Origin of the sequence: Enterobacter sp. MGH 37 (genome assembly GCF_000534515.1) — a bacterium.
Classification (GTDB): Bacteria; Pseudomonadota; Gammaproteobacteria; order Enterobacterales; family Enterobacteriaceae; genus Enterobacter; species Enterobacter kobei.
The window spans coordinates 2601963-2616389 of sequence record NZ_KI973205.1 but is presented as its reverse complement, the minus strand read 5'-3'; the positions used below and the strand labels follow the sequence as shown (position 1 = coordinate 2616389).

General features: G+C 53.2%; 11 protein-coding genes. 8 read left to right on the top strand and 3 right to left on the bottom strand.

The genetic code is table 11. The annotated features are described in order from the left end of the window. Window positions 1-46: 46 nt before the first annotated feature. The 4 genes from der to L383_RS11470 all read left to right on the top strand — a co-directional run bounded on the left by der (window position 47) and on the right by L383_RS11470 (window position 4728). Window positions 47-1519 (top strand): ribosome biogenesis GTPase Der, encoded by a 1473-nt coding sequence (gene der / locus L383_RS11455; RefSeq protein ID WP_014884806.1) that lies wholly within the window; start codon window positions 47-49, stop codon window positions 1517-1519. 299 nt (window positions 1520-1818) lie between these two features. After that, window positions 1819-3363 carry a peptide MFS transporter gene (locus L383_RS11460; RefSeq protein WP_023331072.1) on the top strand — a complete coding sequence of 515 codons (1545 nt, stop codon included), beginning with the start codon at window positions 1819-1821 and terminating at the stop codon, window positions 3361-3363. Between the two features lie 58 nt (window positions 3364-3421). Next, entirely contained in the window at window positions 3422-4456 is a 1035-nt protein-coding gene (locus L383_RS11465) for a Gfo/Idh/MocA family oxidoreductase (protein WP_023331071.1), read from the top strand. Between the two features lie 50 nt (window positions 4457-4506). Continuing rightward, on the top strand, window positions 4507-4728 hold the full coding sequence (locus tag L383_RS11470; protein ID WP_014884803.1) for a zinc ribbon domain-containing protein: 222 nt from the start codon (window positions 4507-4509) through the stop codon (window positions 4726-4728). Here the strand turns inward: L383_RS11470 and L383_RS11475 are convergent. Genes L383_RS11475 through xseA form a run of 3 tightly spaced genes read right to left on the bottom strand, consistent with a single transcriptional unit; the run spans window position 4725 to window position 7527 of the window. Then, window positions 4725-5075 (bottom strand): protealysin inhibitor emfourin, encoded by a 351-nt coding sequence (locus tag L383_RS11475; protein ID WP_014884802.1) that lies wholly within the window; start codon window positions 5073-5075, stop codon window positions 4725-4727. The two genes, L383_RS11470 and L383_RS11475, sit on opposite strands and share 4 nt — an antisense overlap. Continuing rightward, entirely contained in the window at window positions 5076-6095 is a 1020-nt protein-coding gene (locus tag L383_RS11480; RefSeq protein WP_014884801.1) for a M4 family metallopeptidase, read from the bottom strand. It lies immediately after the preceding gene. 58 nt (window positions 6096-6153) lie between these two features. Then, on the bottom strand, window positions 6154-7527 hold the full coding sequence (gene xseA, locus L383_RS11485; protein WP_023331070.1) for an exodeoxyribonuclease VII large subunit: 1374 nt from the start codon (window positions 7525-7527) through the stop codon (window positions 6154-6156). A 159-nt stretch (window positions 7528-7686) separates the two neighbouring features. Between xseA and guaB the strand changes: the two genes are divergently transcribed. From guaB to L383_RS11505, 4 genes are all read left to right on the top strand, one after another. Beyond that, window positions 7687-9153: an IMP dehydrogenase gene (guaB, locus tag L383_RS11490; protein WP_014884799.1), complete on the top strand. Its 1467-nt coding sequence runs from the start codon at window positions 7687-7689 to the stop codon at window positions 9151-9153. Between the two features lie 69 nt (window positions 9154-9222). Next, the gene (gene guaA / locus L383_RS11495) at window positions 9223-10800 is read left to right on the top strand and encodes a glutamine-hydrolyzing GMP synthase (RefSeq protein WP_006811514.1); all 1578 of its coding nucleotides are present in this window, start codon (window positions 9223-9225) and stop codon (window positions 10798-10800) included. 742 nt (window positions 10801-11542) lie between these two features. Continuing rightward, the gene (locus tag L383_RS11500; RefSeq protein WP_023331069.1) at window positions 11543-12580 is read left to right on the top strand and encodes an SIR2 family protein; all 1038 of its coding nucleotides are present in this window, start codon (window positions 11543-11545) and stop codon (window positions 12578-12580) included. Continuing rightward, entirely contained in the window at window positions 12577-14325 is a 1749-nt protein-coding gene (locus tag L383_RS11505; RefSeq protein ID WP_023331068.1) for an ATP-binding protein, read from the top strand. Before L383_RS11500 ends, L383_RS11505 begins: the two co-directional genes overlap by 4 nt. Window positions 14326-14427 lie beyond the last annotated feature (102 nt).

The window sequence follows — 14427 nt, the reverse complement described above, 5'->3', positions numbered from 1 at the left end:
AACGCCGCGAATGCGACGTTTATTTGAATTTTATGAGGCTTCAAACATGGTACCTGTGGTCGCGCTTGTCGGGCGCCCTAACGTTGGAAAATCCACTCTTTTTAACCGTTTAACACGCACCCGTGATGCGCTGGTTGCGGATTTCCCGGGGCTGACGCGTGACCGTAAGTACGGTCGTGCAGAGGTGGAAGGACGCGAGTTCATCTGTATTGATACCGGTGGCATTGACGGTACAGAGGACGGCGTTGAAACCCGCATGGCGGAACAGTCATTGCTGGCGATTGAAGAAGCGGACGTGGTGCTGTTTATGGTGGATGCGCGCGCTGGCCTGATGCCGGCAGACTCCGCCATCGCCAAACACCTGCGCTCGCGTGAAAAGCCTACTTTCCTGGTGGCGAACAAAACTGACGGTATCGATGCCGATCAGGCCGTTGCAGACTTCTGGTCTTTAGGCCTGGGTGAAATTTACCCCATTGCGGCATCGCACGGTCGCGGCGTGACCAGCCTGCTGGAAACCGTTCTGCTGCCATGGGTTGATGAAGTTAACCCGCCGGAAGAGGTGGACGAAGACGCTGAATACTGGGCGCAGTTTGAAGAGGGCGTTGAGGGCGAAGAAGAGCCTGAAGACGACTTCAATCCGCAGGATCTGCCAATCAAGCTGGCTATCGTGGGGCGTCCAAACGTAGGTAAGTCTACACTTACTAACCGTATTCTGGGTGAAGAGCGCGTGGTCGTTTACGACATGCCTGGCACCACGCGCGACAGCATCTACATCCCGATGCAGCGCGATGAACGTGAGTATGTCCTCATTGACACCGCCGGGGTACGTAAGCGCGGGAAAATCACCGATGTGGTGGAAAAATTCTCCGTTATCAAAACCCTGCAGGCGATTGAAGATGCCAACGTCGTTATGCTGGTCATTGATGCGCGTGAAGGAATCTCCGATCAGGATCTCTCTCTGCTCGGCTTTATCCTCAATAGTGGGCGCTCACTGGTTATCGTGGTTAACAAATGGGATGGCCTGAGCAATGAAGTGCGCGAGCAGGTGAAAGAGACCCTCGACTTCCGTCTGGGCTTTATCGACTTTGCGCGCGTGCACTTTATTTCTGCCCTGCATGGCAGTGGCGTCGGTAACCTGTTCGAATCCGTGCGTGAAGCCTATGACAGCTCCACCCGCCGTCAGAGCACCGCCATGCTGACCCGCATCATGAATATGGCTGCGGAAGACCATCAACCGCCGCTGGTACGCGGTCGCCGCGTGAAGCTGAAATATGCTCACGCCGGGGGTTATAACCCGCCAATCGTGGTGATCCACGGCAACCAGGTGAAAGACCTGCCGGATTCCTACAAGCGCTATCTGATGAACTACTTCCGTAAATCGCTGGACGTGATGGGCACGCCTATCCGCATCCAGTTCAAGGAAGGGGAAAACCCGTTCGCTAACAAGCGCAACACCCTTACGCCGAACCAGATGCGTAAGCGTAAGCGTTTGATTAAGCACATTAAGAAAAGCAAATAAGCTTTGCTGAACTCACAAAAGCCCGCGCATGTCGCGGGCTTTTTTTTGCCCAATCATACCGCCGGTTTTCTCTGTGTGATGTCAATCACTATTCACTTTTAACCATGTTTAAAACTAAGAAAGTAGACAATCGTCGAATTTTCGTCTTAAAGTCCCGGGCCCGGTACTAGACAAAACTAGCATCTGGTTATCAAATGGTTAACTAACTTTTCGCCGCATGTAAAAAATCGGTCAGATACGTAACTGGCCGGCGTACTTGCTGGTGTTTACAAGCACGACACATACCTTTCGGGAGAATTATGCAATCCTCTGTTAATCAAAAAGAGAGCCGAACGTTCTTCGGCCATCCGTATCCGCTCGGTTCACTGTTTTTCACCGAGATGTGGGAGCGTTTCTCGTTTTACGGCATTCGTCCGTTACTGATCCTGTTTATGGCCGCCACCGTCTATGACGGCGGGATGGGCCTGGCCCGTGAAAACGCCTCGGCGATTGTCGGTATCTTTGCCGGGACCATGTACCTGGCCGCGCTGCCGGGGGGCTGGCTGGCGGATAACTGGCTTGGGCAGCAGAGAGCCGTCTGGTACGGTTCAATTCTGATTGCGCTCGGCCACCTGTCGATTGCGCTGTCGGCCATCATGGGTGACAACCTGTTCTTTATCGGCCTGATGTTCATCGTGCTCGGCTCTGGCCTGTTCAAGACCTGTATCTCGGTCATGGTGGGGACTCTGTATAAAAAAGGCGATGCGCGTCGTGACGGCGGTTTCTCGCTGTTCTATATGGGCATCAACATGGGCTCGTTCATTGCCCCGCTGATTTCCGGCTGGCTGATTAAAACCCACGGCTGGCACTGGGGCTTTGGTATTGGCGGCATCGGGATGCTGGTGGCGCTGATTATCTTCCGCGTGTTTGCGGTTCCGGCGATGAAACGCTACGACAGCGAAGTCGGTCTGGATTCCACCTGGAACAGTCCGGTGGTGAAGCGTAATGGCGTGGGCATCTGGCTGCTGGTGCTGGCGGCAGGTGTGGCAACGCTCGTGACGCTGATTGCGCAGGGCGTGATTGTGATTAACCCGGTCGCGGTAGCCAGCGTGCTGGTCTACGTGATTGCGGCGTCTGTTGCCCTCTACTTTATTTATCTGTTTGTTTTTGCTGGCCTGAACCGTAAAGAACGCGCCAGACTGCTGGTGTGCTTTATTCTACTGGTCTCCGCGGCGTTCTTCTGGTCTGCGTTTGAGCAGAAGCCAACCTCGTTCAACCTGTTTGCCAACGACTACACTAACCGCATGATCGGTGATTTTGAAATCCCGGCGGTTTGGTTCCAGTCGATTAACGCGCTGTTCATCATCCTGCTGGCCCCGGTGTTCAGCTGGGCATGGCCGAAACTCGCGACGAAGAACATCCGCCCGAGCAGTATCACCAAATTCGTGATCGGTATTCTGTGTGCGGCAGCGGGCTTTGGCCTGATGATGCTGGCGGCACAGAATGTACTGAGCAACGGTGGGGCGGGGGTGTCGCCGTTCTGGCTGGTGGGCAGTATCCTGATGCTGACGCTGGGTGAACTGTGCCTGAGCCCGATCGGTCTGGCGACCATGACCCTGCTGGCGCCGGAAAGAATGCGCGGCCAGATGATGGGTCTGTGGTTCTGCGCCAGTGCCTTGGGTAACCTGGCGGCTGGCCTGATCGGCGGCCACGTGAAGGCCGACCAGCTGGATATGCTGCCGGATCTCTTCGCCCGCTGCTCCATCGCGCTGCTGATTTGTGCCGCGGTGCTGATCGTCCTCATTGTTCCGGTGCGTCGTATGCTGGAAAATGCGCAAACGAAACCAGCAGCTAGCGCCTCATAAACCTCAGCGTGCCGGGGCTGGCGTTACGCCCCGGCACGTTATTCCCTGAGGTGAAAATATGCAGTTAGGATTTGTTGGTCTTGGTGCGGTAGTGGAGACAGCGTATCTGCCCGCATTGCGTAACCTGTATGGCCGCCCGGTTCGTTGTTTCGGGTTTGATGTTCTCCCGGCAAAGCACCCTGAAGGCGTGATGCGCTGCGCCTCGCTTGCGGAACTGCTTGCCACCCCGCTTGATACCCTCTTTATCACTACCGCATCGCTGCACCATCTTGAGGTGCTTGAGCAGGCAATCGCCTCACCGATCTCCCGGATTGTGATAGAAAAACCGATTGTCGCCACGCTTCCCCAAATAGATAAGCTTAATGCGCTGCTGGCCACGCCCGGTGCGGCATCCCGCGTGCTGGCGCTCGACCACTGGATGGCGCGCATCGAAACGGTGAAGCGCTCGCTGGTCGATCATTTTTCTGACGTCGTCAGAATTGAAGGCTTTTTGCAGGAGCCAAGCGGGTATAACGCTGTCGGCGAACCCATCGCGCTTAATTTCTCCACCGGTGAACCGGATACCAGAACGCTTCGTCACCCTGATGGCGTGATTCTGGATATCGGTACGCATGTGCTGGCGATGCTGCGTGAAACGATGTGCTTTCTGGGGGGCGATGACGAGATGACGCTACAGGTCGTTGCCGCTAAAGACCGTCTGGGCCGCGCTATTGCAAAAGGAGACCTGACCACGGCGGAAGGTGAGGCGCATCTTCAGGGAAGCATCAGCGGCGTACCGGTGGACATCTGGCTTAACAAATACGCAGGACCTGCGGGCGGGCAAAAAGGCTTGCGTCTGCATCTGCGTGACGGGCGCACCATCAGTCACGACCGGCGCGGCGCGGAAGATGTGCTGGAGGTCATTGAGGGGGATGATATCCAGCGCTGGTCTCTCCCCGGCACAATCTACGAGCACTGTCTTGCGGGACATATTCTTGGCGATAAAAGTCTGTTTGAGCGGGATCCGCAGGAGGTGAGCCGTACCACGCGCCGTCGGATCGAGGAAGTTGCGCTGTTGCTGACCTTGCAGCAACAGTTGCGTGGTCCGCACTGAACGCAACGTGGTAAAATTACCCCAGACCTGAATGCTTTGAAGGAGTCACCATGACGATTACCTGCCCGGATTGCCAGGCAACGCTGGAGCCCCAGAATGGGGTGGCGCACTGCGAGAACTGTAACAAAGACATTGCGCTTGAAGCCCGTTGCCCGGAGTGCCATCAGCCGCTCCAGGTTTTAAAAGCCTGTGGCGCGGTGGATTATTTCTGCCAGAACGGCCACGGCTTAATCTCTAAAAAGCGCGTGGAGTTTATTCCGGCAGAACGTTAATCACACACGCAGCCTTCGCCTTTCTGCCACAGTTCGACCAGCGACTCGGGTGCTTCCTGCTCGGGCACCAGCACGATGATATCGGCATAATGTGCCTGATTCTGCCCGGTCCAGATAATCTGGATGCGGAAATAGCGCTGGTCACCGCTGCCGGGTGACGTGGCTTGCCCGGGCGGCTGGCCGCGTGGAAACGCCTGCTCCAGGATGCTCACCAGGCGCTGGCGCTGGGCCTCATTGAGCGAGGACAGCGCGATGGTGCGCTGACCGCTCAGCTTAGGAATAAAAGCGACGCCGCCTTCCCGGGCCAGCTCAACTACGGCGTCATCCGTCAGTTCCGGAACCTGCATCTACAGCACTCCCACCTGTTCCCAGGCTTGTTTTATGGCCGCTCCGACGTCGCTACCGGAGCGTTTCTCTCCGTGCGCGATCGTCAGTTTTGCGAAGGCCTCAAAATCTGCATCCTGCGCCAGATTGCGATCGCAAACTGTGTCGTACCAGGCATAACCCGCTTTTTCCCAGGCGTGACCGCCGATCGCCGTCGCGGCCAGATAAAACGCCCGATTGGGGATACCGGAGTTCAGATGCACGCCGCCGTTATCCTCGCGCGTTTTAATGAAATCTTTCATGTGCGCGGGCTGCGGATCTTTGCCGAGCAGCGGGTCATCGTAGGCGGTGCCGGGTTCAGACATCGAGCGCAGCCCTTTGCCGTTAATTCCTGCGGCCAGCAGCCCTTCACCAATCAGCCAGTCTGCTTTATCGGCGGTTTGCTTCAGATGATACTGTTTCACCAGCGAGCCAAACACGTCAGAGAGAGACTCGTTTAGCGCGCCCGACTGTTCAAAATAGATAAGTCCGGCCTCGGTCTCGGTTACGCCGTGGCTCAGTTCGTGCGCCACCACGTCAATGGCAATCGTGAAGCGATTAAATATTTCCCCGTCGCCGTCGCCAAATACCATCTGCTGACCATTCCAGAAGGCGTTCTGATATTCCCGGCCGTAGTGAACGGTCCCGGTCAAAATAAGCCCTTTATTATCGAGTGAATCGCGCTGATATTCTTTCCAGAAGAAATCATGGGTAATCCCTAAATACGCGTAGGCTTCATCGACCGCGACATCGCCATTCGACGGCTGACCCTCATAACGCACCTGGGTACCCGGCAGCTCCTGGGTTTGCTTCGCATCGTAAATATCGCGCTCAAGCTGACCGGCTTTATTCACGTGCGGGGCGGCGGGCTTGCCCGGCATATGGGCCATTAACGTCTGCACGTGGGTTAAGGTCTGACGGGCGCAGCGCTGCTGCGGCTCGGAGCCCGTTTCGATAATACGACGCAGAATATAAGGGGGAATAACGCTATAAAGATGGGTCATGCAGCTCTCCTTATCAAAAAAGGGAATAGCTGCAGTATAGTAAGTAACCGGCGAAGAATTATCCGGTTTTGCGCTGACGCGTCTTTTTCACCGGTTTAATTGATTTCACTTCGCTTTCTACCCAGCCGTCAGACAGGCGGGTGGTCAGCACATCCCCGGCTTTGACCTGTTTGGTTTGTTTCAGCACTTTCCCGTCCGTCGCGGTGGTGACGCTATAGCCGCGCGCCAGCGTGGAGAGGGGGCTGACCGCTTCAAGATGGGTCACCGCATTGCCAAAACGTTCGCGGGTGGTACTCAGCCGGGCGCGGAGAGTCTCCGCCAGACGAAACTCCAGCTGCTGAATCCGCGTTTGCGCGCGGTAAATTTTCGGCTGCGGATTTTGCTGGTTAAGGCGCTGCGTCACGCGCTGCTGGCGCGAAACGGCGCGTTTCAGCTGAGTATCCAGCGCGATATTCATGCGCTGGCGCAGACGATCCAGCACCGTCTGTTGACGCGCCAGGCGCAGCTGCGGGTGCTGCTGCTGCAGACGATGATGAAGCTGGGTAAAGCGACGGGTACGGTTGGCGAGGAAGTAATCCATCGCCATTTCAAGGCGCTGCTGGCCGTTCTGGATCTGACGCAGCAGCTCCAGCTGGTTACGACTCACCACTTCTGCCGCCGCGGAAGGCGTAGGCGCACGTAAATCCGCGACAAAATCGGCTATCGTTACGTCCGTTTCATGCCCGACGGCACTCACGACGGGGATAAGGCTGGCAAAGATTGCCCGCGCCACGCGCTCGTCGTTAAAGCTCCACAGATCTTCCAGCGAGCCGCCTCCGCGCCCGACGATGAGCACGTCACACTCCTGGCGCGCATTCGCCAGCGCAATGGCGCGCACAATCTGGCCCGGCGCATCGTCGCCCTGCACGGCGGTCGGGTAGATGATGACGGGCAGGGAAGGGTCGCGACGCTTGAGGACGTGCAAAATGTCATGCAGTGCCGCACCGGTTTTTGAGGTGATAACCCCAACGCAGTGGGCAGGAGAGGGCAGCGGTTTTTTAAACTGCTGGTCGAAAAGCCCCTCGGCAGAAAGCGTTGCTTTTAACTGCTCATACTTCTGCTGCAACAGCCCTTCGCCCGCAGGCTGCATGCTCTCGACGATAATTTGATAATCACCGCGCGGTTCATACAGGGTAATATTGGCGCGAACCAGAACCTGCTGGCCGTGCTGCGGACGAAACGTCACGCGGCGGTTGCTGTTGCGGAACATCGCGCAGCGCACCTGGGCGGTGTCGTCTTTTAAGGTAAAGTACCAGTGGCCGGAAGAGGGCTGCGTGAAGTTAGAGATCTCACCGCTGATCCAGACCTGCCCCATTTCCTGCTCAAGCAGCAAACGCACCGTCTGATTCAGGCGGCTGACGGTATAAATTGAGGGGGATTGAGAGGATAACATGTGAGCGGGATCAAATTCTAAATCAGCAAGTTATTCAGTCGATAGTAACCTGCTGAGAGGCAATCGCAAGCATTTTTTTTAAAAAAGTGTAGATGCAATCGGTTACGCTCTGTATAATGCCACGGCAATATTTAACCACCCAGGTCAGAGATATTGCCCATGCTACGTATCGCTAAAGAAGCACTGACGTTTGACGACGTCCTCCTCGTTCCCGCTCATTCCACCGTTCTGCCGAATACTGCCGACCTCAGCACGCAGTTGACGAAAACCATTCGTCTGAACATTCCTATGCTCTCCGCGGCAATGGACACCGTGACTGAAGCGCGCCTGGCTATCGCCCTGGCACAGGAAGGCGGCATTGGCTTTATCCATAAAAACATGTCTATCGAGCGTCAGGCGGAAGAAGTTCGCCGCGTGAAGAAACATGAATCCGGCATTGTGTCTGACCCTCAGACCGTTCTGCCAACCACCACTCTGCACGAAGTGAAAGCCCTGACCGAACGTAACGGCTTCGCCGGTTACCCGGTTGTGACCGAAGATAACGAGCTGGTTGGCATCATCACCGGCCGTGACGTGCGCTTCGTGACTGATCTGAACCAGCCTGTCAGCGTCTACATGACGCCAAAAGAGCGTCTGGTGACCGTTCGCGAAGGTGAAACCCGCGACGTAGTGCTGGCGAAAATGCACGAAAAACGCGTTGAGAAAGCGCTGGTTGTGGATGCGAACTTCCATCTGCGCGGCATGATCACCGTGAAAGATTTCCAGAAAGCAGAACGTAAACCTAACGCCTGTAAAGACGAGCATGGCCGTCTGCGCGTGGGTGCAGCGGTGGGTGCCGGTGCCGGTAACGAAGAGCGTGTTGATGCGCTGGTGGCTGCGGGCGTTGACGTCCTGCTGATCGACTCCTCACACGGCCACTCCGAAGGCGTTCTGCAGCGTATTCGTGACACCCGTGCTAAGTACCCGGACCTGCAGATCATCGGTGGCAACGTGGCAACAGGCGCAGGCGCTCGTGCGCTGGCTGATGCCGGCTGCAGCGCGGTAAAAGTGGGTATCGGTCCAGGCTCTATCTGTACTACCCGTATCGTCACCGGCGTGGGCGTTCCGCAGATCACCGCGGTATCTGACGCGGTTGAAGCGCTGGAAGGCACCGGTATTCCGGTTATCGCTGACGGCGGTATCCGCTTCTCTGGCGACATCGCGAAAGCCATCGCCGCGGGCGCTGCTGCCGTGATGGTGGGCTCCATGCTGGCCGGTACCGAAGAATCCCCGGGTGAAATCGAACTCTACCAGGGCCGTTCTTACAAATCCTATCGTGGGATGGGTTCCCTGGGCGCGATGTCCAAAGGTTCCTCTGACCGTTACTTCCAGACCGATAACGCCGCTGACAAACTGGTGCCGGAAGGTATCGAAGGCCGCGTTGCTTATAAAGGCCGTCTGAAAGAGATCATTCACCAGCAGATGGGCGGCCTGCGCTCCTGTATGGGTCTGACCGGCTGTGGTACCATTGACCTGCTGCGTACCAAAGCGGAATTCGTACGCATCAGCGGTGCGGGTATCCAGGAGAGCCACGTTCACGACGTGACGATCACCAAAGAGTCCCCGAACTATCGTCTGGGCTCCTGATTTTTCTTCGCCCGACCTCGTGTCGGGCGATTTATTTAATCTGTTTCACTTGCCTCGGAATTAGCGTCAATGACGGAAAACATTCATAAACATCGCATCCTCATCCTCGATTTTGGTTCTCAGTACACTCAGCTGGTGGCGCGTCGCGTACGTGAACTGGGCGTTTACTGCGAACTGTGGGCGTGGGATGTCACGGAAGCACAGATTCGCGAATTCAATCCAAGCGGCATCATCCTGTCCGGCGGCCCGGAAAGCACCACCGAAGAGAACAGCCCGCGCGCGCCGCAGTACGTGTTCGAAGCAGGCGTGCCGGTATTCGGCGTCTGCTACGGTATGCAGACCATGGCCATGCAACTGGGCGGCCACGTAGAAGGCTCTAACGAGCGTGAGTTCGGTTATGCACAGGTAGAAGTCGTCACCGACAGCGCACTGGTACGCGGTATCGAAGACTCCCTGACCGCTGACGGCAAACCGCTGCTGGACGTGTGGATGAGCCACGGCGACAAGGTCACCGCTATCCCGTCTGACTTCGTAACCGTTGCCAGCACCGAAAGCTGCCCGTTCGCGATCATGGCGAACGAAGAAAAACGCTTCTACGGCGTGCAGTTCCACCCGGAAGTGACCCACACCCGTCAGGGTATGCGCATGCTGGAGCGCTTCGTGCGCGACATCTGCCAGTGTGAAGCGCTGTGGACCCCGGCAAAAATCATCGACGACGCCGTGGAGCGTATCCGCCAGCAGGTTGGTGATGACAAAGTGATCCTCGGCCTCTCCGGCGGCGTCGACTCCTCCGTGACCGCGATGCTGCTGCACCGTGCCATCGGCAAAAACCTGACCTGCGTCTTTGTGGACAACGGTCTGCTGCGTCTGAACGAAGCCCAGCAGGTGATGGACATGTTCGGTGACCACTTCGGTCTGAACATCGTTCACGTGGAAGGTGAGCAGCGTTTCCTGGACGCGCTGAAAGGCGAGAACGATCCGGAAGCCAAGCGTAAAATCATCGGCCGCGTGTTCGTGGAAGTGTTCGACGAAGAAGCGCTGAAGCTGGAAGACGTTAAATGGCTGGCACAGGGCACTATCTATCCTGACGTGATTGAATCAGCTGCTTCAGCAACCGGTAAAGCACACGTCATCAAATCTCACCACAACGTGGGCGGCCTGCCGAAAGAGATGAAGATGGGTCTGGTTGAACCGCTGCGCGAGCTGTTCAAAGATGAAGTACGCAAGATCGGTCTGGAACTGGGTCTGCCGTACGACATGCTCTACCGTCACCCGTTCCCGGGCCCGGGTCTCGGCGTGCGCGTATTGGGTGAAGTGAAGAAAGAGTACTGCGACCTGCTGCGTCGCGCAGACGCGATCTTCATCGAAGAGCTGCACAAAGCTGACCTGTACAACAAAGTAAGCCAGGCGTTCACCGTGTTCCTGCCGGTTCGCTCTGTCGGCGTGATGGGTGATGGCCGTAAGTACGACTGGGTTGTCTCCCTGCGTGCGGTGGAAACCATCGACTTCATGACCGCGCACTGGGCGCACCTGCCGTATGACTTCTTAGGCCGCGTGTCTAACCGCATCATCAACGAAGTGAACGGTATTTCCCGCGTGGTGTATGACATCAGCGGTAAGCCACCGGCTACGATTGAGTGGGAATGATTTTTAAGTTGGTAACGATCAGTACGTGAAGCGATAAATCTTGTGAGCCCGCGAAATGCGGGCTTTTTTTTAACAATTTCTGCACATGCCATTGTAGTTTGGGAGTGTTTTAGAACCTAAAGTTATTAAATCACGGCAAATAAATTCAATTTCATAGGTAGTGTCTGGGAGCCTTCATAACTTAAGCTGTATGACTTGAGATAACTATCGACACGTGTAATCTAGGAGTAGATTACAGCGCCGATGAGAACAATGGGGGTGTGTTTAGCGAATACCAACTCTTCATGGGTAACTGCTTTCACCATGAGCTCCATAGCATTTATTTCAGTTTTAGCTAGGTAGTTGCGGCCAGCGTAGAATTATTGGACTTGGAGCAAATAAACCAAGCTCAATCTAGGTTGAACTGTTCATGTAAGTTGTTGATTAATTTAATGCATTTTAGTGATCATATAGTATCTTTCATGTAAGGGCTGTGTAATCTTTCCATTCTTATCCCGCCTCGGAGATGAGTTACCTTCAGAAGGGTGGGTTAGATGTAAATTGAATGAATAAGCCTGCTGATGTAAAAGATTAATGTCTCATTTGTTGTTAATGGAAACAAATTACTGAAATTAACAGAAGATACTATTTATTTAATTTGTTATAGATAAAGGAGTTTGAGATATTGTAATGTAGATTTGCAAGATCTACCATCAATAAAATTTTCCTAACATGGCGTTGCTATAGACCAATAGGAAGGACTATGGAACTAGGGGCGTTAAAAAAGCAATTACAAGAATTTCTAGGGGACGGACTTGTTCTCATTATTGGTTCCGGCTTGTCCTGCGCAGAGGGCATACCGGGAATGGGGGCCCTAGGGGATCATTTAGTGACCAGTATTCCTGCTAGTCTTTCCCCTGAAGATGGTAAGCTCTGGCAAGTAATTCACCCACTTATCAATGAGATAGGTTTGGAGGCTGCTTTGTTGAAGTATGCTCCATCTCCATCACTTGAGGCTACAATAGTTCAGAATACGGCAGAATTCATTGCTACCGCAGAATCTAAAATTATTTCAGAAGTTTTTAATAAAACCAGAACACTTAGATTAACCAAACTGATTCCGCATTTGCTTAAGCCAGACGCAGGTATACCTATTGTTACAACAAACTATGATCGTCTTGCAGAACTAGCCTGTGAGGAAGCTGGTATTGGTGTGGACACTATGTTCTGTGGACATTTTGCAGCACGGCTTGAACCACAAAATAGTTACTGGAGTTTTTGCCGCAATGTGAAATTAGTAGGTAGGAATGTACGCTATAGGTTTGCACTTAAGGCTAACATCTTCAAGCCGCATGGCAGCCTTGATTGGTATCATCGAGAGGGAAATCCTGTTCGCTATGCTGGGGTACTGCCGCTCCCTCGACTTATAATTACTCCAGGTATAAATAAATTTCGTAATGGATATGAGAGTCCTTTCGACAAGCATCGAGAAAAGGCAAATGACGCGATAGATCGGGCGCAGCGCTTCCTCATTATCGGCTACGGTTTTAATGATGATCATTTGGAAACTCATCTTACTCCTCGCATTAAATCTGGTGTGAAAACTGTAATTTTAACTTACGCGCTTTCCCCTAAGGCGAGAGAGCTAGCTGTAAAAAATAAGAATGTGATAGCTGCTGAGTATCGTGAAGAGTCAGGAACCTCAGGTGCATGCTTCATAATAGACGGTGCAGAAATATTCTACCCTGGTGTTAACTACTGGGATCTTGATGGATTCGTGAAGGGAGTTTTATCAGTATGACAAACCCAGCGCTTGTGTTTACAGAAAACGATCAAATAGGTCGCGTCGCCGGTGTTGACACCAGTCGCGTAGCTATCGACGTAACAAATTCAGAGATGCTTACACGTTTAGGCATTGGCCAGCTCATTGCCATCAAAGGAATGACCCAAGCTGAATTCTTAATTGCGATGACGGATCGTGTTACTCGCTCCCTTAGAGAAGAACTCACAGATCCTATAGATGGTGATCTCGGAACATTAATGCTTTCACCAGCCGATCACATGCAGGCCTTTGTCATTGGCACATATCGTACTGTTGATGGTGAAAAAACTGATACTTCCAAGCGCGGTGCTGATAGTTTCCCGCAGATTGATCGAGACTGCTTCATAATTGAGGGCAGTAATCTGCAACGTTTCATGGGCATATTAGGTGCTGGATTATCAGACGATGAACGATTGAAGTTAGGTACATTCGTTGCAGATCGCAGCGCTGAAGCTATAGCCAGTGGAGACAAGTTCTTCCAAAGACATGCTGCAATTTTGGGAAGTACTGGGTCTGGTAAGAGCTGGGCTGTCGCTTTGATTCTTGAACGAGCTGCAAAGCTAAATTTTCCTAATATCATAGTGTTTGATATGCACGGTGAATATGCCCCTTTGGCTGATAAAAGCCAAGGGGGATTTGCTCAACGACTCCGTATCGCTGGACCAGGCGATCTAACAGATCCGAAAGACGACACGCTATTTTTGCCTTATTGGCTGCTAAACCGAGACGAGATGCTTTCAATGATTCTGGATCGTAGCGATCAAAACGCTCCTAACCAAGCTTCTCGTTTCACCCTCCATGTGCGTGATCTTAAGCGAGAAACATTAGATTCCTCTGGTAAGGTAAAAGTTAAGGAAACCTTCACGGTAGATTCGCCAATACCTTATGCAATTTCTGATTTGGTCTCTCGTCTAAAGACGGACAATACAACTAAAGGCGTGGGAAAGAACGGTGCTGCTGTTAAGGGGGATTGGGAGGATAAACTGACGCGTTTTATCTCTCGACTAGAGGCTAAACTTGATGATCGCCGTTACGGCTTCATGTTCTCACCTCCTGCAACTGCTCTCGACTATGGTTGGCTTGCTAAGCAGATCATAAAATTGCTACGCGCTGATTCTGGCAATGGAATCAAAGTTATTGATTTCTCTGAGGTTCCAGCTGATGTACTCCCAGTAGTTACCGGTACATTGGCACGCCTATTATATGATGTGCAGTTCTGGATGAGGACTGAGGCACGAACACCAGTCACGTTACTATGTGATGAGGCGCACTTGTACTTACCGGTGAAAGATGATGCTGATGCCGTTCAAAGACAGGCTCTTTGGTCATTCGAACGCATTGCAAAGGAAGGAAGGAAGTACGGATTCTCCTTACTAGTTGTAAGCCAGCGACCGTCTGATGTAAGTAGGACTATCCTTTCTCAATGTAACAATTTTTTATCTCTCAGGCTAACGAACGACAGCGATCAGAACGTAATTAAAAGGCTAATGCCAGATTCCTTGGTAGGTTTGACGGCGATGCTTCCGCTGCTTGACACTGGCGAGGCGTTACTTTTGGGTGATGCTGTACTGCTTCCAACACGAATTAAGCTTGATCAGCCGCATGTGAAACCAGATAGCGCGACGAGAGATTTTTGGAGGGAATGGGGTACCCTTGTGCCTGACGAGAAGTCACTCGAAGCAGCAGTTGAGTGTCTAAGGAGTCAATCACGGTCTTACGGATGAGGAATGCTTAAAACAAGAAAGCATTATTAAAGGGGTAAAAATATTGTATTAATTTATTGAATTAATACTGAATATCATAGTTAACAATAATCGTGGAAAAAT